This window comes from Nitrospirillum viridazoti CBAmc (assembly GCF_000730165.1).
GTDB classification, from domain to species: domain Bacteria; phylum Pseudomonadota; class Alphaproteobacteria; order Azospirillales; family Azospirillaceae; genus Nitrospirillum; species Nitrospirillum viridazoti.
Genome location: NZ_CP022112.1, coordinates 577,099 through 598,759, shown reverse-complemented (window position 1 = coordinate 598,759; position 21,661 = coordinate 577,099). Strand labels below are relative to the sequence as shown.

The following is a 21,661-nucleotide window of genomic DNA, read 5'->3' as shown; positions in this document are numbered from 1 at the left end:
TGGGGGCGGACTGTCCGTCCGCCGCCGCCCTGTCGGCAAGGATGACGATCACACCATCTGGCGCCGCGCCAAATCGGCAAAAACGCCGCCCTGGGCAATAAGGTCAGCATAGCTGCCATTTTCTACCAGGCGCCCCTGGTCCATGACGAAGATGCGGTCGGCCTCGATGATGGTGGACAGGCGGTGGGCGATGACCACGCGGGTGGCCTGCAACGCGCGCACGCTGTGCGTCACGATGGCCTGGGTGGCATTGTCCAGGGCGCTGGTGGCCTCATCGAACAGCAGGATGCGCGGCCGGCCGGCGATGGCGCGGGCGATCATCAGCCGCTGCTTCTGCCCGCCGGAGATGACGCCGCCCCCCTCCGCAATCACCGTGTGCATGCCCATGGGCATGGCGCGGATATCCTGGTCCAGGCCGGCTAGGCGCGCCGCCTCCCATGCGTCGTCCACCGTCAGGCGGGTGGAGGCGCCGATGATGTTGGACGACAGCGGCCCGGGGATCAGCTTGCCGTTCTGCAGCACCACGCCCAGCTGCTGGCGCACCGCGCCCAGATCCAGGCCCGCCAAATCCTGGCCGTCGTAATAGATGGCGCCCCCCTGCGGCCGCTCGAACCCCAGCAGCAGGCGGAACAGGGTGGACTTGCCGGACCCGGACGCGCCGACGATGGCCACGAATTCCCCCGGGCGGATGCTGATCGACACGTCGTCCAGGATCAGCGGGCCGTCGGCGCTGTAGCGAAAGCTGACATGGCTGATGTCGATGGCGCCCGTGAAGGGCCGCGGGGCGGCCTGCACCCGGTTGGGTTCGGGCATCGCCTGCAGCAGGGGGCGCAGGCGTTCATAGAGGGGGGCCGCGCTCAGCGCGTTGGTCAGTGCCATGGTCATGGCCAGGGTGGCGGCGAAGAACTGGCTGAAGGCGGCGTTGAAGGCGGCGAAGGCTCCGGTGCTGAGCGGCGTCGCAGCCTCCACCGCCGCGAACAGGCAGAGGGAGGCCAGGACGACGTAGCCGGCGTTGAACACCTCCAGCCTGTTGCCCAGGCGCTGCACACCGAAGCTGAGCGTCTTCTGTTGGGCGAAGCGCGTCGCCCACAGGGCGAAGGCGCGCTTCTCCGCGCCGTTGGCGCGCAGCTTGGCCATGCCGGTCAGCAATTGGAAAACGCGGGAGGCCAGGTCGCCCTGCACGGCGATCATGCGCCGCTCCAGCCGCAGGCGCAGCAGGTTGATGCCCACCGCCGCCGCCATGGCGATGCCGGCCAGCACCGCCACCAGCAGGCCCAGCCGCCAGTCTATGGTGAACAGGAAGGCGAAGCTGGCCAGGCTGAAGATCCAGCTGGTCAGGGCCGACTGGGCGCTTTCGCTGATGCTGTGCAGGATCTGCGTGGCGCCGAAGATGCGCTGCGTCAGGTCGCCCGCCGCATAAGTCCGAAAAAAGGGGGCCGGCAGGCGCAGCACGCGCTGCATCACCGCCGCCTGGACGCCGATGGCCGCCCGCGCGTCCACCCGCAGCAGGGCGATGGCGCGGGTCAGCTCAAAGGCGCTGACACCCAGGGTGGCGGTCAGCAACAACAGGATGAACTGTCCCAGCCGCCCCGGCTCCCCCGCCGGGATGACGGTGTTGATTAGGGCGCCGGTGGCCACGGGCACGCCCAGGCCCAGCACGCCGCCCAGCGCGCCCAGCAGCAGCAGGCGGGCGATGTCGCGGCCGCTGCCGCGCAGGGCGAAACGTGCCAGGTCCCAGAGCGTGATCCGCTCATCCGGCAGGGGCCGGTAGAAGACGAAGGCCTGGGTCTCCAGCCCGGCCGCCTGCTGGGCATCCAGACGCACCCGCGTGCCGGCAGCGGGGTCCCAAAGCCACAGCCCGTCACCGCGCGCGACCGGCAGCAGGGCCACGGGCCCGCCGTCCTTGCGGAAGGCCAGCAGGGGCATGGCGCCGTCCCGCCACCAGTCGCGGCCGGTCAGGGCGACGACACGCCAGGCGGCACCGGCCTGGCGGGCCAGGCTTTCCAGGCGCTGGATGGGGTCATCGGCGGCGGGGGCCGACACGGCCGGCGTGATGCCGGCGGCGCGGAAGACTTGGCGGCAGGCGTCGACCAGCGCGTCGCCCGTGCCCAGCAGGACGGCGGAATCCGCCGCCTGCCCGGCCAGCACCTGGGCCAGGTCGCCGATGGAGGAGGCGAACATGCGGCCGTCGGCGCGGGCCTTGTCCTGTAGCCGTTGATCGAGGGGCATATCGGTCATTGGTCGGTCGCGATCAGGGTGCTGTAACGGCCGCCCAGGGCCATGAGCGTGTCATGGCTGCCCCGTTCGGCGATGCGCCCGCGATCCATGACGATGATCTCGTCACAGTCGCGGATGGTGGACAGGCGGTGGGCCACGATCAGGCAGGCGCAGCCACGGCGGCGCAGATTGCCGTCGATGGCCTTCTCGGTCACCGGATCCAGGGCGGAGGTCGCCTCATCCAGCACCAACACGCGCGGCCGCCCGGCCAGGGCGCGGGCGATCTCCAGCCGCTGGCGCTCCCCGCCGCTGAAGTTGGCCCCCGCCTCCTCCACCGGCGCGTCATAGCCGCCGGTCCGGGCCGCGATGACGTCGTGGATGGCGGCGTCGCGGGCGGCGCTGACCATCTCCTCCGGCGGCAGGGTGCCGTCCCACAGGCTGAGATTGTCGCGGATGGTGCCGGCGAACAGGTAGACGTCCTGGTCGACGCTGCCCAGGGTGGCATGCAGCCGGTCGCGGGCGATCTGATCGCGTGGAATGCCATCCAGCAGCACCTGCCCCTCCCATGGTTTCAACACGCCGGTGACCAGGCGGGCCACGGTGGACTTGCCGCTGCCCGAGCCGCCCACCAGGGCGATGCGGCGGCCGGGTTCCAGCGTCAGGCTGAAATCCTCGATCAAGGGCGCCTCCAGCCGGCTGTAGCCGAAGCGCAGGTTGCGCAGTTCCAGCCGCCCCACCAACGCCCCACCCTCCGGCGCGCCGCCAACAGACCCGCCAACAGCGGCGGGGAAGTTGAGGACATCGTCCAGGCGGGCCATGTCGCCCTGCGCCTCCTGCAGCTTGCCGGCCAGGCCCATCAGGTTGGTCACCGGCTGGGTGAAGCTGGCCATCAGGCCCTGGAAGGCCACCAGCATGCCGATGGACATGCGCCCGTCGATCACCCGCAGGCCCCCCAGCCCCAGGATGGCGACGGAAACCAGCGCGTTCAGCAGGTTGGGCAGCACGGCCAGCAGGCGGGTGTTCAGTTCCAGCCGCTGTTCGCCATTGATGACCTTGGCCAGATGGCCGGACCAGCGGGCGAAGAAATCCCCCTCGCCGCCCGTGGCCTTCAGGGTCTCGATGGTCTCGACGCCCCCCATGGTGACGGCCATCAGCTTGCCCCGGTCCTGCAGCAGCCGCAGATTGTCATCCCGCCGCTTGCGGGCGATGGCCCTGAGGACCAGCAGGTTCAGCGCCGTGATGGCGATGCCGGCCAGGGTCAGGCCCACGTCGTAGGTGGCCATGATGGCGGCGTAGAACAGGACGGACAGGACGTTGACAGCGTTGGTGGCGAGATCACCCGCCAGCAAATGGGCCACGCGGTCGTTGGCGGTCACGCGCACGCTGATGTCGCCGACATAGCGCTGGTTGAAGAACTCGATGGGCAGGCGCAGGACATGCCAGAAGAAGCTGGCGGAGGATTGCAGCGACAGCCGCATCTCCAGGCGCAGCAGTTGCGACTGCTGCAGGGCGGTCAGCCCCATGCGCAGCAGCGCCGTGACCAGCATGCCCAGCAACAGCGGCTGCAACCAGCCATCCAGGCGCTTGATCAGGATCTCGTCGATGAACACCTGGGTGAACACCGGCAGCGCCAGGCCCGGCAGCACCAGGGCCAGGGTGGCGATGACGACGAAGGCGAAGGCGGCGCGCACGCCCCGCAGCCGGCTGGCCAGCGCCCGGGCCAGGCTGGGCTCGTTGCCGCCCTTCTGGAAATCGGGCCCCGGCGCCATGGCCAGGGTGACGCCGGTGTAGCCGTCGCTGAACTCCGCGTCCGTCACCTTGCGGGGGCCAGTGGCGGGGTCGTTGATGTGGACCACGCCCTTGCCGAAGCCCTCCACCACCAGGAAGTGGTTGAAGTTCCAGAAGACGATGGCGGGCATGGGCGCCTGGCGCAGCTGTCCGATGTCATAGCGCTTGCCGCCGGCGGTCAGGCCGTAGGCCCGCGCGGCCTTGACCACGTTGCTGGCCTTGCTGCCGTCGCGCGAGACGCCGCAGGCGGCCCGCAGCTCCTCCAGCGAGACATGGCGGCCGTAATGGGCCAGCAGGATGGCCAGGCTGGCGGCACCGCACTCCACCGCCTCCATCTGCAGGATGGTGGGCGTGCGCAGCCGGCGCTTGAAGGGAAGACCGGCCATCAGTCGCGCGCCCGGCTGGGGGAGGACTTGTCCAGGAAGGGGAACAGCAGGGCGATGGGGCGCCGGCTTTCCAGCACGAAGCTGCCGCTGCACAGGGTGCCGCTGCTGATCTCCAGCGCGTCACCGGCAGGGGAGGACCAGCGGTAGCCGCTCTGCGACCGCGGATCGGGCACCAGCTCCACCTCCACGGCGATGGGCGGGCCCTCCGGCGCCAGTTCGTCCACCAGGGCGGGGTTGGGCAGCAGGGCCAGCATGCCGGCCTGCGTCGCCGGATATTTGGACACCGAGCGCACCCGGCCGATGAGATAACCGTCGCGCTCCCTCAGGCTGGTGACGGGCGAGATTTCCGTGGTCATGCCCGGCCGCAGCAGCTTGGCGTTGCTGGAGGGCGGCAGGTACAGCACGGCGCGCAGCGGGGACTCCCCGTATTCCATGCTCACGATGGGGTCGCCGGGCTTCACGGCGTGGCCGTTGGTGGCCATGACCTCCACCACCTCGCCGTCATGGTCGCTGACCACCCGGTGATCCAACGCCGCCTCGAAGCGCAGGCGGTCCAGTTCCTGCTGCGCCTGGGCGCGGGTTTCCTGGGCGCCCGGCCCCGTGGCGGCGGCCAGGGTCCGCACATAGGCCTCGGCGGAGGCGATCTGCTGGCCCAGCGCCGGGTCGATGATGCGGCCCAGCACCTGGCCCTTGGCGATGTGCTGGCCGGGGCTGAGATGCTCCATGTCGGCCACCACCCCGTCGACCACCGCCACGACGTTGAAGGTGCCGCCGTCATGGATCAGCACCCCCCGCCCCGCCATGCGCGACGGCAGGGTGCCGAAAGCCGCCCAGGCCAGGATCGCCGCCAGCAGGACGGCGGACGCCCACAGGGCGATCCAGGCGCGCGCCGGCGTCACCTGGACCAACTGGTTCAGCTGTTCCGGCGAGGATAGGCCGTCCAGGGCCGCCTTGCGGAAAATCGGATTACTCATGCCCCCAATGCCCCCATCAGCGCCCCATCACATGAAAATCGGAATGGGATTCAAGTCACTCTCGGCCAGCGGCCGGTCCAGCCAGCCCATGCGCACCGGCACGTCGTAAAGCCGCCCCGGCGCGAACCGGGCCCAGTAGTGGCGCAGGCCCGGCACCACCACCTTGACCACCGGCAGGCCCACGTCGGCCCGCGTCTGGTCCAGCACCAGCATCTCCAGCCCGGCGCGGTCCAGGATGGACAGGCAATGGTCGATGTCGGCCAGGAAACCGCCGGTGTGCTGCACCGGAAAATCCGCCAGCCGCATGGGCGCTCGGGTCCCGTCGGCGGCCAGATAGGGTTGGTTCGCCACCGTGGCGCCGGTCAGCCAGGCCACGGTGTCCGGCTCCTCCAGCTGGGCGTCCTGGCCGTCATCGGCCAGGCCCAGCAATTGGTTCATCTCGGCGAAGGCGCGCTGCAAGGCGATGCGGGCGTCCAGGTGGCAGCCCATGCCTATCAGGATGCGCTCGACCGGTGTTCCCACCTGACGCGACAGGGCCACGAACACGGGGATGCCCAGGTCGGTGGTCAGATCCAGGGCCCACACATCCCGCCCGTAGCGGTCGCGGTAATGGTCGCGCAGCTGGGTCAGGTAGGGATCACCGAAGCCGTCCACCGCCACCGCCGGGCGCGCCAGCCGGTTGTACCACCATATGGCGGCGGCATCGCGCTCCACCAGCTCGAAGAAGCCTTGCAGGATGGCCTCTTCGCGGGTGTTGCCGGCGGCACTGCCGTTGGAACAGCCGACGGCGTAAAAGTCCGGCGCATCGCGGCCCCGGACGTTGTAGTACAGCAGCTGCGTGGGCAGGTGGCGGTGCCGCTGCTCGGTCAGCGACCAGACGGGCGTCCAGTCGATGACCGCGTCGTCCGGCAGCGGGTGGGGCGTGACGTTGAAGGCCGATCCCCTGGCGTTCTGCGCCGCGCGGTCGGCGAACTGGGCGTCGCTGTAGCGCATGGCGGCGTTGGGGTGGATGGCCTGGCCCACGTCCCAGTCCCGCCAGGCGCGGGGGATGCGCACCTCCCCGCCCGACAGCTCGCCGCTGTAACGCTCGATGGCCTCGCACAGGGCGCTGGCCTTGGCCTGGGCCTCCGACACCCCTTTGCCGGAGGCGTTGCTGCGCAAATTGCGCTTCAGGTCATTCAGGCTTTCCATGGGACGGGCGGCGTTGGTGCCGGCGGTGTAGACATGGGTCAGGCCCTCACCCGCCGGCCCGGCCCGCTCCAGCTCGCACACCACGCCGGTGATGGGGCTGACCAGGTGCCCGTACGTGGCCAGGGTCGCCTCAGGCGCGACGCTGCGGTGCCCGCCGTCGCTGCGGAAGGCGGCTGTGCCCATGCGCAGCTCCAGGGGACGGGTCACCGGTACCGGGGCCTTGCCGCAGGCGGGGCAGGCCGGATTGCGCGCCAGGACGTGGGCCCGCTGCGCCAGGGTGGTCAGGTCCAGGCTCAGCACCTGTCCCGTCAGGCCGCAGGGTGCGCCGGCCAGGATCAAGGCCGCCGCTGCCACCGCGTTCTGGCAGGTCGCAGCATGGACGGCGGGCAGCAGCGCTTGGACCGGCTGTGGGGTCTCCCGCCCCTGCCGGTCGGCGGCCAGGCGGAACAGGGCGCGGTTGCGGGCCAGGCGCCGCTGCAGACAGCACCAGCATCCCGTCTGATGTGGGACGAAATGCGGCCCCAGCCATTGCTCCCGCCCGCCCGTACGCAGCAGCAGCCAGGGCCGGCCGCTGGCCAGGGCGGCGGCGTTGATGGTCGCCAATTCCGGATGCAGGTAGTCGTCGGCCGCGACGATCCACAGATCCGCCCCGTCGGCCGTCCCCTCCCGCAGGCCGGCCGCTACCAGGGCGGCGCGCAGGGGGCCGGCATCCGCCGGTCCCACCGCGATCACCGCCACGCGCCGGGCCGCCAGGGCATGGCGCGCGGCCGGCGCATCCACGCCGGCCGCGTGCCAATAGGCGGCCTCCGCCCCCGTCTGATCCGGGGCCGCCTCCACCAGATGCCCGGCCCGCTCCAGCAGTCCCAGCACGTAGTAGACCCGGGCCACGTCCACCCGTCCGGCCAGCGCGTCGACGATGGCGTCGGTGGTATGCCGGCCGTCCAGCAAGGGCACGATCCCCTCGTACGCGGCGCCGTGCAGCGCCTTGCCACCGTCTTCCGACAGCAGCAGGACGCCTTCGCCCGGAAAAACCGTCGCCTGGAGGTGCGCCTTGAGGAGGGGAATTCTCAACATCGGATCCGCAACGCCGCGCTGTTGGACAAGCTCAAATGCACCGCCGGGTAGGATTGCCGGGGGGCTTGGGCTTCACCACGGCGGGACCACCGCAGGAAAAGGCGAAGCGCCCGCCGGCGACGGCATCCAGATCGGTATCGCTGATGTCCGTGGGCTTGGCCGGCAGAACCAGGGTGTAGGCGGTATCGGTGTTCTCCACCACGCGGAAGGTCACCCCGGCAGGCACCGCCACCCCCTCCGCCGCCAGCACGGCCGCCGGATCGGCCAGCAGCCGCGCCTTGTAGGTATCGTCGCTCCAGGCCTTGGCGACGATCTTGCCGTAGGCCTTGGCATTGTCATCGGTCTGCATGCTCTTCTCCCCTTCTCCTGTGTCGTGATGGTCAGGCGCAGGCCAGCGCCGGTGTCGGCTGCATAAGCTCGGCCAGCAGGTCGCGCATGGCGTCGTCGCCGGGGTAGTCGTCGCCCGCGCCCATGATTCGGGCGGTGTTGAACGCCTCCCGCGCGATGATGGCGCGATCCCGGGCCGGCAATTCGGCGATGAACTCCAGGCTTTCGTCGACATGGCCGATGTCGCTGCCCACGGCGCTGTGCACTCGCAGGCAGCGGGTGGCGAAGACGCCCGCCGGCAAGGCGGCCTCCACCTCGGCGATGACCTCGGCGGTCACGTTCAGGCTGGTGCGTTCCAGGACATAGGCGTAGCCCAGCACGGCGATGGGCTCCGCCGCCTCCGCCAACTCCCGGTGCCGTTCCGCCAGGGCCATCGCCGTGCGGGGGCGCAGGCGTTCCACGAAGGTCGCGGCGGGCAGGCCCAAAGCCTCCATGTCCAGCCAGGCCAGGGTGTCGTGCCCCGTCTCCTCCTCCGCCACATGGCGGCAGTGGGCCGCGACGGCGTGCTGCCCCCGCTCCTCCAGCCGGTCGGCCGCGCGGCGCATGGCGCCCGGCGTGACGCCCGTGGTGCGCCAACCGGCGGCCAGGCCGTGGACGTAGCGCAGGAACACGTCGCGCTGGGCAGAGGACGGACGCGGCCCGGTACTGGCGGCCACGGCGGCGGAGAAGCCGGCATACATGGCGCCGGACATCAGTTGCCGCGTCGCCCGCGCCGAGCCTTGCGCCGACAGGCTGTCGGCCGGGCCCGGCTGCCACGGCGGCAGGCGATGCAGGCGAAACCGCTCCTCGGATGCCTCCAGATGCAGGCCGCCGGGCAGGGAAAGGCTTTCGGAAAACTCGCTCATGGTCGGGTCCCCTCACACGAAGATGGGAATGGGGTTGAGTTCGGCTTCGGCCAGCGGCCGGTCCAGCCACCCCATGCGCACGGGCACGTCGTACAGCCGGCCCGGGGCGTAGCGCGCCCAGAAGTGGCGCAGGCCGGGGACGACCACCTTGACCACCGGCAGGCCCAACTCCGCCCGCGTCTGGTCCAGCACCAGCATCTCCAGGCCGGCGCGATCCAGGATGGACAGGCAGTGGTTGATGTCGGCCAGGAAGTCGCCGCTGTGCTGCACGGGGAAGTCCTCATGCCGCGCCGGCGCCTGGGCCGGGTCGGGCGCCAGATAGGGCTGGTTCTCCACCGTGGCCGTCTGCAGCCAGTGCAGCGTCTCCGGATCCTCGATCTTGCCTTCCACCTCGGCGGTGGCCAGGCCCAGCATCTGGTTCATCTCGGCATAGGCGCGCTGCAGGGCGATGCGGGCGTCCAGGTGGCAGCCCAGGCCAAACAGGATGCGTTCCTGCGGAGCGTCGACCTCACGGGACAGGGCCACGAACACCGGGATGCCCAGGTCCGACGTCAGGTCCAGCGCCCAGGTCTCCCGCCCATGCTTTTCCCGGTAATGCCGGGCGATGCGCGGCAGGTACGGATCGTTGAAGGTGTCGGTGGCGACACCCCGGCGGCGCAGGCGGTTGTACCACCACAGCGCGGTGGCATCGCGCTCCACCAGTTCGAAGAAGCCCTGCAGCAGGGCCTCCTCGCGGGTGTTGCCGGCAGCGTTGCCGTTGGAACAGCCCATGGCATAGAAGTCCGGACCGCTGCGCCCGCCGTCGACGCCGTAATAGACCAACTGCGTCGGCAGGTGCTTGAACCGCTTCTCCGTCAGCGACCACAGGGGCGTCCAGTCCACCGCAAGGTCGTCGGGCAGCGGACGGGGCGTGATGTTGAAGACCGATTGCTTGGCGTTCTGCGCCTCACGGTCGGCGAACTGGGCCTCGCTATAACCCATGATCGCGTTGGGGTGGATGGCCTCCCCTGCCGGCCAGTCCCGCCAAGCCCGGCGCACCCGCACCTCATCGCCCGCGATCTCGCCGCTGCTGCGCTCCAGCGCCTCGCACAGGGCGCTGACCTTGGCCTGCGCCTCCGACACGCCCTTGCCGGCGCTGCTGCTGCGCAGGCTGCGCTTCAGGTCGCGCAAGCTGCCGATGGGCCGGGCGGCGTTGGAACCCGCGACATAGACATGGGCCAGCGTCTCGTCCGGCGGCGTCGCCGGCTGCAGCAGGTTGACCACGCCGGTGATGGGGCTGACCAGATGCCGGTACGCCGCCAGCGTCGTTTCCGGCGAGACGCTGCGGTGCCCGCCATCGGACTGGAACGCCGCCAGGCCGGCGCCCAGCTCCATCGCCCGGGCGGCCGGCTCCGCCGGCGTGCCGCAGGCGGGGCACAGCGGGTTGGGCGTCAGGACGTGGGTCTGCTGGCTATGGGTCACCCAGTCACGGCTGACCACCTGGCCCTTGAGCGCGGTGGGCAGGCCCGCCAGGATCAATGCCGTCTCCAGCACCACGGCATGGCAGGTGGCGGCCTGGGTGACGGCCAGCCCCACGGGCGGCACCAGCGGGCCCTGCACATCCATCTTGGCCGCGGCGAAGCGATGGGTGGCGCGGTTGCGCGTCAGCCGCCGCTGCAGGCATTCCCAGCAGGCCGTGGCGCCGGGTTCGAAATAGGGGCCCAGCCACTGCTCCCGGCCGCCGGCGCGCGCCAGCACCCAGGGCCGTTCCGCCGCCAGCGCCCGGTCGTTTATGTCCCGCAACTCCGGCCGCAGATAGTCGTCGGCCAACACGATCCACAGGTCGGCCCCCTCGGGCGTTTCTTCCGCCAGGCCCGCCGTCGCCAGCGCCGCCCGCAGGGGGGCCGCGTCCACGCCGCCGACCGTCATGAGCGCCACGCGGCGAGTGGCGTGCGCATCCTGAACCGCCCGGGCGTCGGCGCCCGCGGCCTGCCAGAAGCCGGCCACGGACGGGGCGAGATCGGGTGCCGGCGCCGCCAGATGACCCTGTTCCTCCATCCGGGCCAGGGCGAAGTAGACGCGCGCGGCATCCACCTGCCCCGCCAGGGCGTCGGCGATGTCGTCGGCCGAGTGCCGGCCGTCGATCATAGGCACGACCTTCTCGTACGCGGCACCGTGCAATACCTTGGCGCCGTCCTCGCTCAACAGCAGGACACCTTCGCCAGGGATGACGGCGGCGCGCAGGTGCGCCTTCAGAGCGGGAATTTTCAACATGGATAGGTGCCGCGTTCGTCTGGATAGGGATGGGTCAGAACATCGGCGCACAGGCCGAGTGGGCCGCTAGGTCGAAGCCGCCGGACACCACGTCCAGTTCCTCATCGCTGAGGTCGGCCGGCCGGGCCGGCAGCACCAGCGTGCAGACGGTGGCGGTGTTCTCCGCCACGGTGACGGCCATGCCCGCCGGGATGTCCACCCCCTCGCCCCGCAGGACGGTCACGGGGTCGGCCTTAAGGCGGGCCTTGAAGGCGTCGTCGGCCCAGGCCTTGGCGACGACACGGCCGTAGGCTTTGGCTTTTTCCTCATGGGTCATGGCGCAATTCCTCTCGCGGTCAGGGTTTGAAGGGCTATGCAAGGCCGGTCAGATGGCGCAGTTGGCGCAACACAGGCACCAGTTGGCGCAGTAGGACGGGTCGGCCCCGCCCACGACACGGCCCAATTCCTCTTCCGTCAGGTCCACAGGCTTGGCCGGCAGGACCAGGGTCCGGGTACCGGCCGTGTCCTCCACCACCCGGATGGCGATCCCGGCGGGCAGGTCCATGCCCTCGCTGCCCAGAACGGCCGCCGGATCGGCCAGCAGGCGGGCCTTGAAGCCCTCATCGGCCCAGGCCCTGGCCACGATCCGGCGGAGGATGGTGGTGTTCCCCTGGCTCATTCCTTCCCCCCATGAGACCCCTCACGGTCCCTGCATGAAGCTGTCGTAACAGACGGCGGACAGGGCGCCGGCAGCACTCTCCAGCGCGTCCTCGACCAAATCCCAGGGCCGCGTCGGCAACACCAGGGTCTGGACGGTGGCGGTGTCTTGCAGCACCTGGACGAGGGCGCCGACCGGCAGGTCGACGCCCTCGTCCCTCAGGACCGCCGCGGGATCGGCCAGCAGCCGCGCCCGGTAGGCCTCGTCCCCCCAGGCCTTGGCGATGATGTCGTCGATCGCCGCGTCGCTTTCCGCCGCCGTCATGTCGGCGTCAAAAAGTCGAGCCGCAGGGGATGACGCACAGGATGGCGCCGGCGGCGGTGTTGTCCAAATCCTCGTCCGACAGGTCGGTGGGCCGCGCCGGCAGCACCAGGGTGTAGGCGGTGCCGCTGTTCTCCACCACGTTCAGGGTGACGCCGGCCGGCACCTCCACCCCCTCGGCCTTCAGCACCGCCGCCGGGTCGGCCAGCAGGCGGGCCTTGAAACCCTCGTCGGTCCAGGCCTTGGCGATGATGCGGCCGCCAACCTTGGCGTTCTCTTCGTTCAGCATTTTCCTCTTCCTTTCCAAGATGTCGAAGCACCGGGATAGGCGGTTCGGTGGCGGCATTCATCGCCACCAAACGCCTCGTTTAATGTCTTAGAAGCAGAAGACGCCGCCGCCACGGGGGTCGCCCGGAAAGCAAAGTCCGCCCGAGGCACGATCCAGGTCGTCATCGGACAGGTCCGCCGGCCGCGCCGGCAGCACCAGGGTCTGGACGGCGGCGGTGTCCTCCACCACCCGGAAGGTGATGCCGGCCGGCAGATCGAGGCCTTCGGCCGCCAGCACGGCGGCGGGATCAGCCAGCAGGCGGGCCTTGTAGCCCTCGTCAGCCCAGGCCTTGGCGATGATCTTGCCGGTGATCTTCAGGTTCTCTTCGTTCGTCATGTCACTGTTCCTTGGATAATCCGGCGTCGGCCGGACTTTAGAGGGTGAAGCACCAGCCGAAGCCGCCGCCGATGCCGTCCAGTTGATCGTCGGACAGGTCGGTGGGCGGGACGGGCAGGATCAGGTTGAGGTGCGTGGCGGTGTTCTCCACCACGCTGACGGTCACGCCCGCCGGGAAGTCGATGCCCTCGGCGACCAAGACCGTGACCGGATCGGCCAGCAGACGGACCTTGAAGCGCTCGTCCGCCCAGGCCTTGGCAATGATTTGATTGAGTATGTTCGCATTCAGCATCGCATCCTTCCCCTCAGGTCTTCGTGCCCGTTCTTCATTTCAGGAAAGTGATCCGACGATGGACGCGCCGGAGCGTTCAGGAGCTACCCGGATCGGGAAGCATCAAAACGTGTAGCCCTTGGGCGGTGGCGGCGGACCGGGGACCGGGCGCCCGCCGGCCACACCGCCCAGATCCGCGTCGGACAGTTCCGTCGGCCGTGCCGGCAGCACCAGAGTCTGAGTCCCGGCAGTGTCCTCCACGACCCTGAAGGTGATGCCGGCCGGCACCTCCACGCCCTCGGCCGTCAGCACGGCGGCCGGGTCGGCCAGCAGACGCGCCTTGTAGGCATCGTCCGCCCAGGCCTTGGCGATGATCTTGCCGGCGATCTTCGCCGTCTCTTCGTTCATCATGTCTTGGTTTCCTTGTGTCTCAAGGACCGCACAGGCACATGCAGCGGGGCCAGGGCGTTCCGCCCGCGATGCCCGCCATGTCTTCATCGGTCAGGTCCGCCGGCCGGGCCGGTAGCACCAGGGTGTGGACGGTGTCCGTGTCCTCAACCACCACCAGGTGAACGCCGGGCGGCACCGCCACCCCTTCGGCCGCCAGCGCACCAGCCGGGTCGGCCAGCAGGCGTGCCTTGAACGCGGCATCGGTCCACGCCTTGGCGATGACCTTGCCGTACGCGTTGTCGGTGTTCCCCATCATGTCCCCGTCCCCGCCGATGTATGACTTAGAGGCAGAAGTCGCTGGACATGACGCAGCCGCACCAGCCGCCGGCCGCTTCGTCCAGATCATCATCGGACAGGTCCGTGGGCCGGGCCGGCAGCACCAGCGTGTACCGGGTCGGCGTGTTCTCCAGCACCGTCACCGTCAGGCCCGGCGGCACGGCCAGGCCCTCGGCCTGCAGGACCGCCACCGGATCGGCCATCAGCCGCGCCTTGAACCCATCGTCGGACCAAGCCTTGGCCACCACCCGGCCATAGGCCCGGGCGCTGTCTTCACCCACCATCTCGTCTCTCCTCGATCTTAAAAGGATGTGCCGCTTCCCATCGGAGGGGACCGTGAACTCACAGACAGAATTCGCAGAAAGCGCACCAGTTGCAGGCACCGCCCGCGGCCCGGTCCAGATCCTCGTCGGTCAGGTCCGTCGGCCGCGCCGGCAGGACCAGGGTCTGGACGGCGGTGGTGTCCTCCACCACCTTGAAGGTGACGCCGGACGGCAGGTCCAGGCCCTCGGCCTTCAGGATGGCGGCCGGGTCGGCCAGCAACCTGGCCTTGAAGCCCTCATCGGCCCAGGCCTTCGCGATGACACGGCTGGTGATCTTCAGGTTTTCTTGCGCGTTCATGCCCGTACTCCCCCGACCTTGAGTGGCGCAGCCGACTGCTTGCCAAATACCGGTCATCCCCGTACCGTTATTGGCGTCCCCATGTACTGGCTGCCGATCTCGTGTGAGAGTATTTACGGGGCCGGATCTTGTCTGTAGAACAAACGCGCGACACTGGCTGTCGCACACCCCTGTATGGCAGTGACCCTTATGCAGCCCACGCCCACCGCCCTGGCGCCGTCCCGTGTCGCCGTCGCGATCGTCGAGGACGACGCCGGTTTCCTGGACGCCTTGCGCCAGGCCATCCAGGGCGCGGCCGACCTGCGGCTGACCGGCGTGGCCGTCACCCGCGCCGATGGGCTGGCCCTGCTGGACGGGCCGCCGGCCCACGTGCTGCTGGTCGACCTGGGCCTGCCGGACGGCAGCGGCATCGACATCATCCGCGCCGCCGCCCAGCGCTGGCCGGAATGCAGCATCATGGTCAGCTCCAGCTTCGGGGATGAGGCGCACGTCATGCAATCGATCGAGGCGGGGGCGGCGGGCTATCTGCTGAAGGACAGCGCGCCGGTCCGTATCGTCGATGAAATCCGCAGCGTGGCCGCGGGCGGCAGCCCCATCAGCCCCATCATCGCCCGCCAGATCCTGCTGCGCTTCCGGGGCCGCGGTACCGACCTGACGCCCCCGGCCACGACAGAGGTCGCCGCCGAGGCCGAGCCCCAGGAGGAGGCCCCGTCCCTGCTGTCTCCCCGTGAGAAGGAGGTGTTGGCCCTCATCACCAAGGGCTTCACCACGGTGGAGGTGGCGCGGATGCTGGACCTGTCGCACTTCACCGTGCGCACCTTCGTGCGGCGCATCTACAGCAAGCTGGAGGTCACCTCCAAGGCTGAGGCGATTTACGAGGCAAGGACCCTGGGCCTGCTGAACAGTTGACCCCCAGGGCCCGCGACAATCGCTGATGATGTACCGTCCCGCCTCCCTGCTGGCCGCCGCCGTGCTGCTGTTCTCCGCGATGTCGCTGCTGATCGCCGGCATCCAAGAGGTGGCGGGGGGACCGGGCAAGGCCGTGCGCCTGACCCAGGCAGAGGTTCTCGCCGCCATCGGTAACACCCCAGCCCGCCCCCCGGCGACATTGGACGGCCAGGGGCCAACCGGCACCTGGCGGCCGATCAACCTGCCCTATGCCGAACCCATGGTGCCGGTGGATCAAACGGTGCCGGCCATGGCGCCAGGCTATCCAGCCGCCACCTGGATCCGGGTGCTCGCGCGCGATCTGCCGGTGGGTGCCGGGCCCTTGGCGCTGTATGGTGCCCGCATCGACACCGACGGGCCCTACGCCATCTACGTGAACGGCAAGCTGGTCGATTGGCAGCAGCGGCAGGGTCGGCCCTGGAACGGCCTGTTCACGCCCCTGTGGCTGGTGCTGGACCAGGACGCCAACACCGCGCCGCCGGCCGACATCCTGATCCGCCTGGACCATGCCCCGACCACGCCGGTGGCCTTGTCGTCGCTCTGGGTGGGGCCGGAGCCGGCGCTGAACGTCCGTCACCGCATGCGCCAGCTGCTGCAGCGCGAACTGCCCATGGCGCTGAACTCGGCCTTCCTCGCGGTGGGCGTGTTTTCCCTGTTCGTCTGGTTCCGCCGCCGACACGACACCGGCTACCTGCTGTTCTTCAGCCTGGCCGCCATCTCGTTCGCGGCCCATCTGCACTTTTACCTGGATGTGCCGATCACCAGCGACTGGTTCGCCTGGCTGACCATCAACGCGTTGTTCTGGCTGATCGTCATCCTCCATCTCTTCCTGCGGATGCTGCACGGCCGCCCGCTGACCCTGTTGACGGCCGCCGTGGTGGGGGTGACCAGCGTCATCAGCATCCTGACCCTGCCCGTGGTCGGTGTGCTGCCCGTCCTCCCCAGCACACCGGTCATCGTCCCCCGCATCTACGCGGCCGCCGTGGTGATGGCGGCCACGGTCAGCGTGGTGGGCGTCGCCTGCGCCTGGCCCCGCTTTCCCGAGGCGCGGCTGCTGGCCGGGGGCCTGGCTCTCTGCACCGTGCTGGGCCAGACCGACTGGATGATGCACAACCATGTGCTGGGCCCCGAAGGCTGGTTCCTGGGCGCCTACACCAACGCCGTCACCTTTGCCATGTGCGGCACAGTGATGTACCGGCGCTACGTCGCCGCCATCGCGGAGGTGGAGCGGGTAAACGCCAGCCTGGCGGAGCGGCTGCGCGCCCGCGAGGCGGAGCTGGAGATCAGCCACCAGCGCCTGCGCGAGGCGGAGCGGCGCCGGACCATCAGCGAAGAACGCCAGCGCCTGATGCAGGACATGCATGACGGCGTGGGCGCCTCGCTGATCAGCGCCATCCGCTCGGTCGAGCAGGGCGCCGTGGACGACGCCAAGGTCTCGCAAATTCTCAAGGGCTGCCTGGACGATTTGAAGCTGGCCATTGATTCCATGGAACCGGTGGACGCCGACCTGCTGCTGCTGCTGGCCTCGCTGCGCTACCGGCTGGAACCGCGGTTGGAGGGATCGGGCATCACCCTGGTATGGGACGTGCGGGACCTGCCGACCCTTGCCTGGCTGGATCCGTCCAGCGCCCTGCACATCCTGCGCATCCTGCAGGAGGGCATCGCCAACATCCTGCACCATGCCCAGGCCAGCCGCATCCGCCTGGGCACCGCCCCCGATATCCAGGACGAGCGGGCCGGCGTATGCGTCACCATCGAGGATGACGGCCGAGGCTTCGACACGCAGGCGGCCCTGGCCGCCGCCGGAGGCCGCGGCTTGCGCAACCAGCAGCGCCGCGCCCAGGCCGTGGGTGGCTCGGTCGCCTGGGCGTCAGGCCCGATGGGGACGCGGTTCACGCTATGGCTACCCCTGACCCGAGGGGCGGCGGTGGCCGATTGAGGCGGCGTGGTCGGCAAGAATATCGTTGCGCGGCCGGCAACGCCCCGCAGGCCAAAATGGCGGGAAAATACAAATTTCCTTTATAATACAATAATCTATCCGAGCCTCCTCGGCACGGCGGCGCCCCGTCGATGGTCCCCCCCCCACCCGCGGTATAATTCCGGAACCACACCGTTCTGCGCGACACTCCGGGACGCGTGCCTTCGGGACCGGCACCGCTCCGCAGGCGGTGCCTATCCCGGACGGGCAAGGGCCGCCGGCCGTCAGAACGAGGAAAATCCATGGTCAAGCTTTCGATCAACGGCACCGTCCACGATGTGGATGTGGAGCAGGACACGCCACTGCTCTGGGTGTTGCGTGATGTCCTGGGGATGACAGGCACCAAGTTCGGGTGCGGCGTCGCCCAATGCGGCGCCTGCACCGTCCATCTGGACGGAACCCCCGTTCGCTCCTGCCAGACGGCCGTCGGGGACGTGGGGGAGATGGCCGTCGTCACCATTGAAGGCGTCGGCGCCACCCCGGCCGGCGCCAAGGTGCAGAAGGCGTGGATGGACCTGCAGGTGGCGCAGTGCGGCTATTGCCAGTCCGGTCAGATCATGTCGGCCGCGGCACTGCTGGCGCAGACGCCGGCGCCCAATGACGCCGACATCGACGCAGCCATGGCGGGCAACATCTGCCGCTGCGGCACCTACGTCCGCATCCGCGAAGGCGTGAAGCACGCCGCCTCTCTGACCTGAGGTACACGATGGACAAACATCTTTCCGCGCCCGGCGCCTCCCGCCGCGACGTGCTGCGCGGCCTGGCCTACGGCGGCCTGCTGCTGGCCATCGACCTGCCGCTGGGCCGCCTGGCGGTGGCGGGCGAAAACGCCCCCGCCATGTTCGCACCCGACGCCTTCATCCGCATCGCCGGTGATGGGACCGCGACCCTGATCATGCCGCAGGTGGAGATGGGCCAGGGCATCTACACGGCCATGACCATGCTCATCGCGGAGGAGCTGGATTTGCCGTTGGCCGCGATCCGGCTGGAGGCCGCGCCAGCGAGCGACGCGCTCTACGGCAATCCCATCTTCAAGATCCAGGCGACCGGCGGGTCCACCTCCGTCCGCGCCTACTGGACGCCCATGCGCAAGGCCGGCGCCGCGGCGCGCGCCATGCTGGTGGAGGCGGCGGCCAAGCGCTGGCAGGTGGCGTCGGCCAGTTGCGAGACCCGGGACGGCACCGTTCTCCATACCGCCAGCGGCCGTTCCCTACCCTATGGTGACCTGGCCGCCGCCGCTTCGCGCCTGACCCCGCCGGCCGACCCGTCGCTGAAGGATCCGAAGGCCTTCCGCCTGCTGGGCAAGACGCAGACCCGGCTGGACATCGAAGCCAAGGGCAACGGTTCCGCCCAGTACGGCATCGACGCCATGCCGCCGGGCGTGAAGTTCGCCACCCTGGCCAGCTGCCCGGTGCCGGGCGGCAAGGTCAAGCGCGTGGACGACACCCAGGCCCGCGCCGTGCCGGGGATGCGGCAGGTGGTCGTGCTGGACGATTTGGTGGCCGTGGTCGGCGATCACATGTGGGCGGCCAAGAAGGGCCTGGACAAGGTGGTCATCACCTGGGACGAAGGCCCCAATGCCACGCTGTCCACCGACAGCCTGCGCGCGGCCATGCATGAGGCCGCCAAGCAACCGGGTGTGGCGGTGAAGAACGAAGGGGCGGACGCGCAGCCGGGCGCCCCCGGCGTGATCAGCGCCAGCTACGAGCTGCCTTTCCTGGCGCACGCGCCCATGGAGCCCATGAACTGCACCGTGCATCTGCGTCCGGGCGCCTGCGATGTCTGGACCGGCACCCAGGTGATGACCAAGGCACAGGCCATGGCGGCGCAGGCCGCCGGCCTGAAGCCCGAGCAGGTGACCGTTCACAACCATTTGCTGGGCGGCGGCTTCGGCCGCCGGCTGGAGGTGGACATGATCGACAAGGCAGTGCGCATCGCCGCCCATGTCGACGGCCCGGTGAAAGTGGTCTGGACGCGGGAGGAGGACATCCAGAAGGCGATGTACCGCTCCACCTACGGCAGCTGGCTGTCCGCCAAGCTGGAGAACGGCAAGCCGGTGGCCTGGCGCCATACGGTGGTAGGCCCCTCGGTCATCGCCCGGTGGCTGCCGCCGGCCTTCACCGGCGGCATCGACATCGACGCCATCGATGGCGCCAGCGACCAGCCCTATGCCGTCGGCGGCTTCCACGTCGAGTATGTCCGCCATGAGCCCCAGGGGGTGCCCACCTGCTTCTGGCGCGGCGTGGGCCCCAACAACACCGTTTTCTCCGTCGAAAGCTTCATCGACCGGCTGGCCCGGGAAACCAAGAGCGACCCGCTGGAATATCGCCGCGCGCTGCTGTCCGCCAACCCACGGGCGTTGCAGGTGCTGAACACGGCGGCGGAGCGCGCCGGCTGGGCCGCGCCGCTGCCTGCCGTGGCGGGCGGGCGCGTGGGCCGGGGCATCTGTCTGCAGACGGTCTTCGGCAGCTATCTCGCCACCATCGCCGAGGTGGCGGTGCAGGAGGACGGCGACGTGCGGGTGCGCCGCCTGGTCACCGCCGTCGATTGCGGCATGGTGGTAAACCCGGACGGCGTGATCTCGCAAATCCAAGGAGGGCTGGTCTTCGGCCTGTCCGCCGCCCTGCATGGCCAGATCACTTTTGAGAACGGGCGCGTGCAGCAGAGCAATTTCCACGATTACCGCGTCGTCCGCATCGATGAGATGCCGGCGGTGGAGGTGCACCTCGTGCCCTCAACCGAGGCGCCCGGCGGCATTGGCGAGCCCGGCACCACCACGGTGCAGCCCGCCGTGGCCAACGCCATCTACGCCGCCACGGGCGTGCAGCTGACGCGCATGCCCATAGACCGGACACTGTTGGCCAAGGGGGGGCGGAGCTGATGCGCGGAAGCACGAAAAGGGCGGCCCTGCTGGCCGCCGGGATCATCGTCGTGGCGGGCGCTGCCGTGCTGGCCCGGATGGTGTTCCTACCCGGCGCCTTGGATTTCGCCGGCGGCCACCAGGTCAGCCTGGCGGATTTCAAGGGCCCCTCGCCCACCGGCGTGCCCAAGGAACTGGCGAACGCGGCCCTGCTGGAACGGGGCGCCTACCTGACCGCGGCGGCCGACTGCCAGGCCTGCCACACGGCGGAAGGCGGCACCCCCTACGCCGGCGGCCGGCCGTTCAAGCTGCCCTTCGGCACCCTGTACACCCCCAACATCACCCCCGACGCGGAAACGGGCATCGGCCGCTGGAGCGACGCGGACTTCCTGAAGGCGGTGCACAAGGGCGTGGCGCCGGGCGGACAGCGCCTTTACCCCGCCTTCCCCTACGCGTCGTACACCCTGATGACGGATGAGGACGTGCTTGCCATCAAGGCCTATCTGTTCTCCCTGGCCCCGGTGCGGCGGGAGAACCTGCCCGACACCTTCGCCTTTCCCTACAACCAGCGCTGGCTGATGATCTTCTGGGGCCTGCTGTTCAACCCCGACCACCGCTTCATACCGGTGGCCGAGCGCGGTCCGGAATGGAACCGCGGCGCTTATCTGGTGGAGGGGGCGGCGCACTGCGGCGAATGCCATACGCCGCGCACCCCGTTCCAGGCCATGGACACCCGGCGCAAGTTCGCCGGCGGCCAGGCGGAAGGGTGGAACGCCTACAACATCACGCCTGACGTCCCATCGGGCATCGGCGGCTGGTCGGCGGAGCAGATCGAAGCCTACCTGGCCCACGGTCACGCCAAGGGCAAGGGCGTCGCCTCCGGCCCGATGCGCGAGGCGGTGGAGTTGAGCTTCTCGAAACTCAGCCCATCGGACATCGCGGCGATGCGCAGCTATCTGCAGACCGTGCCGGCGGTGCACACCAGCCTTCCCGCCCCGGCCGGCCCCGCCCCGCGGGAGCATGGCGCCACCGTGGCCGACAACCTGGACGGCAAGCGCATGTTCGAAGGTGCCTGCGCCAGCTGCCACGCCTGGAGCGGCGCCGGCGTCAATTCGGCGGAGGCTCAGCTGACAGCGAAGCGGGCGGTGAACGACCCCAGCGCGGCCAACGTCGCCCTGATGATCTTGAAGGGCTCCGGCCCGCAGGTCGCCGGCCGGCCCTATATGCCAGGTTTCTCTGGTGCCTATTCGGATGAGGAGATCGCGGCGGTGGCCAATTATGTGACCGCGCGCTTCGGCGCGGCCCCGTCGAAGATCACGCCCGGCGATGTCGCCAAGCTGCGCCTGGAGTAGCGTTCCCGGTTCCCCCGCCGGCCAGCCGGCGGGGGGCGGGAATGCCACCTCCACGGGTGCCATATGGGATTCCCCACCGGGAAGCCGCCACTTGGTGCGCGGCGGCGGTGCGGCTGCGTTAACCACGTATGCCTTACGGGTGTATGCTACTAAACGCATCAATGACTT

General features: G+C 69.7%; 22 protein-coding genes. 5 read left to right on the top strand and 17 right to left on the bottom strand.

The window, feature by feature from the left end; translation table 11 throughout:
• Positions 1-48 precede the first annotated feature (48 nt).
• From Y958_RS24475 to Y958_RS24395, 17 genes are all read right to left on the bottom strand, one after another.
• The gene (locus tag Y958_RS24475) at positions 49-2,238 is read right to left on the bottom strand and encodes an NHLP bacteriocin export ABC transporter permease/ATPase subunit (protein ID WP_088874531.1); all 2,190 of its coding nucleotides are present in this window, start codon (positions 2,236-2,238) and stop codon (positions 49-51) included.
• Complete coding sequence (locus Y958_RS24470; protein WP_088874530.1) at positions 2,235-4,391, bottom strand: NHLP family bacteriocin export ABC transporter peptidase/permease/ATPase subunit; 2,157 nt, start codon at positions 4,389-4,391, stop codon at positions 2,235-2,237. The genes Y958_RS24475 and Y958_RS24470 overlap by 4 nt, the downstream gene beginning before the upstream one ends.
• Positions 4,391-5,365 (bottom strand): NHLP bacteriocin system secretion protein, encoded by a 975-nt coding sequence (locus tag Y958_RS24465; RefSeq protein ID WP_088874529.1) that lies wholly within the window; start codon positions 5,363-5,365, stop codon positions 4,391-4,393. The genes Y958_RS24470 and Y958_RS24465 overlap by 1 nt, the downstream gene beginning before the upstream one ends.
• A 27-nt stretch (positions 5,366-5,392) precedes the next feature.
• Positions 5,393-7,630, bottom strand: coding sequence for a TOMM precursor leader peptide-binding protein (locus Y958_RS24460; protein ID WP_088874528.1), 2,238 nt, complete (start codon positions 7,628-7,630; stop codon positions 5,393-5,395).
• A 31-nt stretch (positions 7,631-7,661) separates the two neighbouring features.
• Positions 7,662-7,979: an NHLP leader peptide family RiPP precursor gene (locus tag Y958_RS24455; protein ID WP_088874527.1), complete on the bottom strand. Its 318-nt coding sequence runs from the start codon at positions 7,977-7,979 to the stop codon at positions 7,662-7,664.
• A gap of 31 nt (positions 7,980-8,010) precedes the next feature.
• A complete protein-coding gene (locus tag Y958_RS24450) occupies positions 8,011-8,862 on the bottom strand; it encodes a hypothetical protein (protein ID WP_088874526.1) in 852 nt (283 codons plus the stop codon).
• Between the two features lie 12 nt (positions 8,863-8,874).
• Complete coding sequence (locus Y958_RS24445; RefSeq protein WP_088874525.1) at positions 8,875-11,115, bottom strand: TOMM precursor leader peptide-binding protein; 2,241 nt, start codon at positions 11,113-11,115, stop codon at positions 8,875-8,877.
• Positions 11,116-11,149: 34 nt separating this feature from the next.
• Complete coding sequence (locus Y958_RS24440; RefSeq protein ID WP_004272674.1) at positions 11,150-11,431, bottom strand: NHLP leader peptide family RiPP precursor; 282 nt, start codon at positions 11,429-11,431, stop codon at positions 11,150-11,152.
• 48 nt (positions 11,432-11,479) lie between these two features.
• A complete protein-coding gene (locus Y958_RS24435) occupies positions 11,480-11,773 on the bottom strand; it encodes an NHLP leader peptide family RiPP precursor (RefSeq protein WP_088874524.1) in 294 nt (97 codons plus the stop codon).
• A 21-nt stretch (positions 11,774-11,794) separates the two neighbouring features.
• The gene (locus tag Y958_RS24430) at positions 11,795-12,076 is read right to left on the bottom strand and encodes an NHLP leader peptide family RiPP precursor (protein WP_088874523.1); all 282 of its coding nucleotides are present in this window, start codon (positions 12,074-12,076) and stop codon (positions 11,795-11,797) included.
• 7 nt (positions 12,077-12,083) lie between these two features.
• Entirely contained in the window at positions 12,084-12,362 is a 279-nt protein-coding gene (locus Y958_RS24425) for an NHLP leader peptide family RiPP precursor (RefSeq protein ID WP_004272677.1), read from the bottom strand.
• 87 nt (positions 12,363-12,449) lie between these two features.
• A complete protein-coding gene (locus tag Y958_RS24420; protein WP_004272678.1) occupies positions 12,450-12,737 on the bottom strand; it encodes an NHLP leader peptide family RiPP precursor in 288 nt (95 codons plus the stop codon).
• A 37-nt stretch (positions 12,738-12,774) separates the two neighbouring features.
• The gene (locus tag Y958_RS24415; RefSeq protein WP_088874522.1) at positions 12,775-13,029 is read right to left on the bottom strand and encodes an NHLP leader peptide family RiPP precursor; all 255 of its coding nucleotides are present in this window, start codon (positions 13,027-13,029) and stop codon (positions 12,775-12,777) included.
• A 102-nt stretch (positions 13,030-13,131) separates the two neighbouring features.
• On the bottom strand, positions 13,132-13,419 hold the full coding sequence (locus Y958_RS24410; RefSeq protein WP_088874521.1) for an NHLP leader peptide family RiPP precursor: 288 nt from the start codon (positions 13,417-13,419) through the stop codon (positions 13,132-13,134).
• 19 nt (positions 13,420-13,438) lie between these two features.
• Positions 13,439-13,714, bottom strand: coding sequence for an NHLP leader peptide family RiPP precursor (locus Y958_RS24405; protein ID WP_088874520.1), 276 nt, complete (start codon positions 13,712-13,714; stop codon positions 13,439-13,441).
• A 25-nt stretch (positions 13,715-13,739) separates the two neighbouring features.
• Positions 13,740-14,018 carry an NHLP leader peptide family RiPP precursor gene (locus Y958_RS24400; protein ID WP_004272681.1) on the bottom strand — a complete coding sequence of 93 codons (279 nt, stop codon included), beginning with the start codon at positions 14,016-14,018 and terminating at the stop codon, positions 13,740-13,742.
• 58 nt (positions 14,019-14,076) lie between these two features.
• On the bottom strand, positions 14,077-14,355 hold the full coding sequence (locus Y958_RS24395) for an NHLP leader peptide family RiPP precursor (RefSeq protein WP_088874519.1): 279 nt from the start codon (positions 14,353-14,355) through the stop codon (positions 14,077-14,079).
• 189 nt (positions 14,356-14,544) lie between these two features.
• Here Y958_RS24395 and Y958_RS24390 point away from each other — a divergent pair, with 189 nt between their 5' ends.
• From Y958_RS24390 to Y958_RS24370, 5 genes are all read left to right on the top strand, one after another.
• Positions 14,545-15,264, top strand: a complete 720-nt coding sequence (locus Y958_RS24390) for a response regulator (protein WP_088874518.1) — start codon at positions 14,545-14,547, stop codon at positions 15,262-15,264.
• 25 nt (positions 15,265-15,289) lie between these two features.
• Positions 15,290-17,242, top strand: coding sequence for a sensor histidine kinase (locus Y958_RS24385; RefSeq protein ID WP_088874517.1), 1,953 nt, complete (start codon positions 15,290-15,292; stop codon positions 17,240-17,242).
• 281 nt (positions 17,243-17,523) lie between these two features.
• Positions 17,524-17,979 carry a (2Fe-2S)-binding protein gene (locus Y958_RS24380; protein ID WP_088874516.1) on the top strand — a complete coding sequence of 152 codons (456 nt, stop codon included), beginning with the start codon at positions 17,524-17,526 and terminating at the stop codon, positions 17,977-17,979.
• Between the two features lie 8 nt (positions 17,980-17,987).
• On the top strand, positions 17,988-20,162 hold the full coding sequence (locus tag Y958_RS24375; protein WP_186291591.1) for a xanthine dehydrogenase family protein molybdopterin-binding subunit: 2,175 nt from the start codon (positions 17,988-17,990) through the stop codon (positions 20,160-20,162).
• A complete protein-coding gene (locus tag Y958_RS24370; RefSeq protein WP_088874515.1) occupies positions 20,162-21,493 on the top strand; it encodes a cytochrome c in 1,332 nt (443 codons plus the stop codon). The genes Y958_RS24375 and Y958_RS24370 overlap by 1 nt, the downstream gene beginning before the upstream one ends.
• The last annotated feature ends 168 nt before the right edge of the window (positions 21,494-21,661 follow it).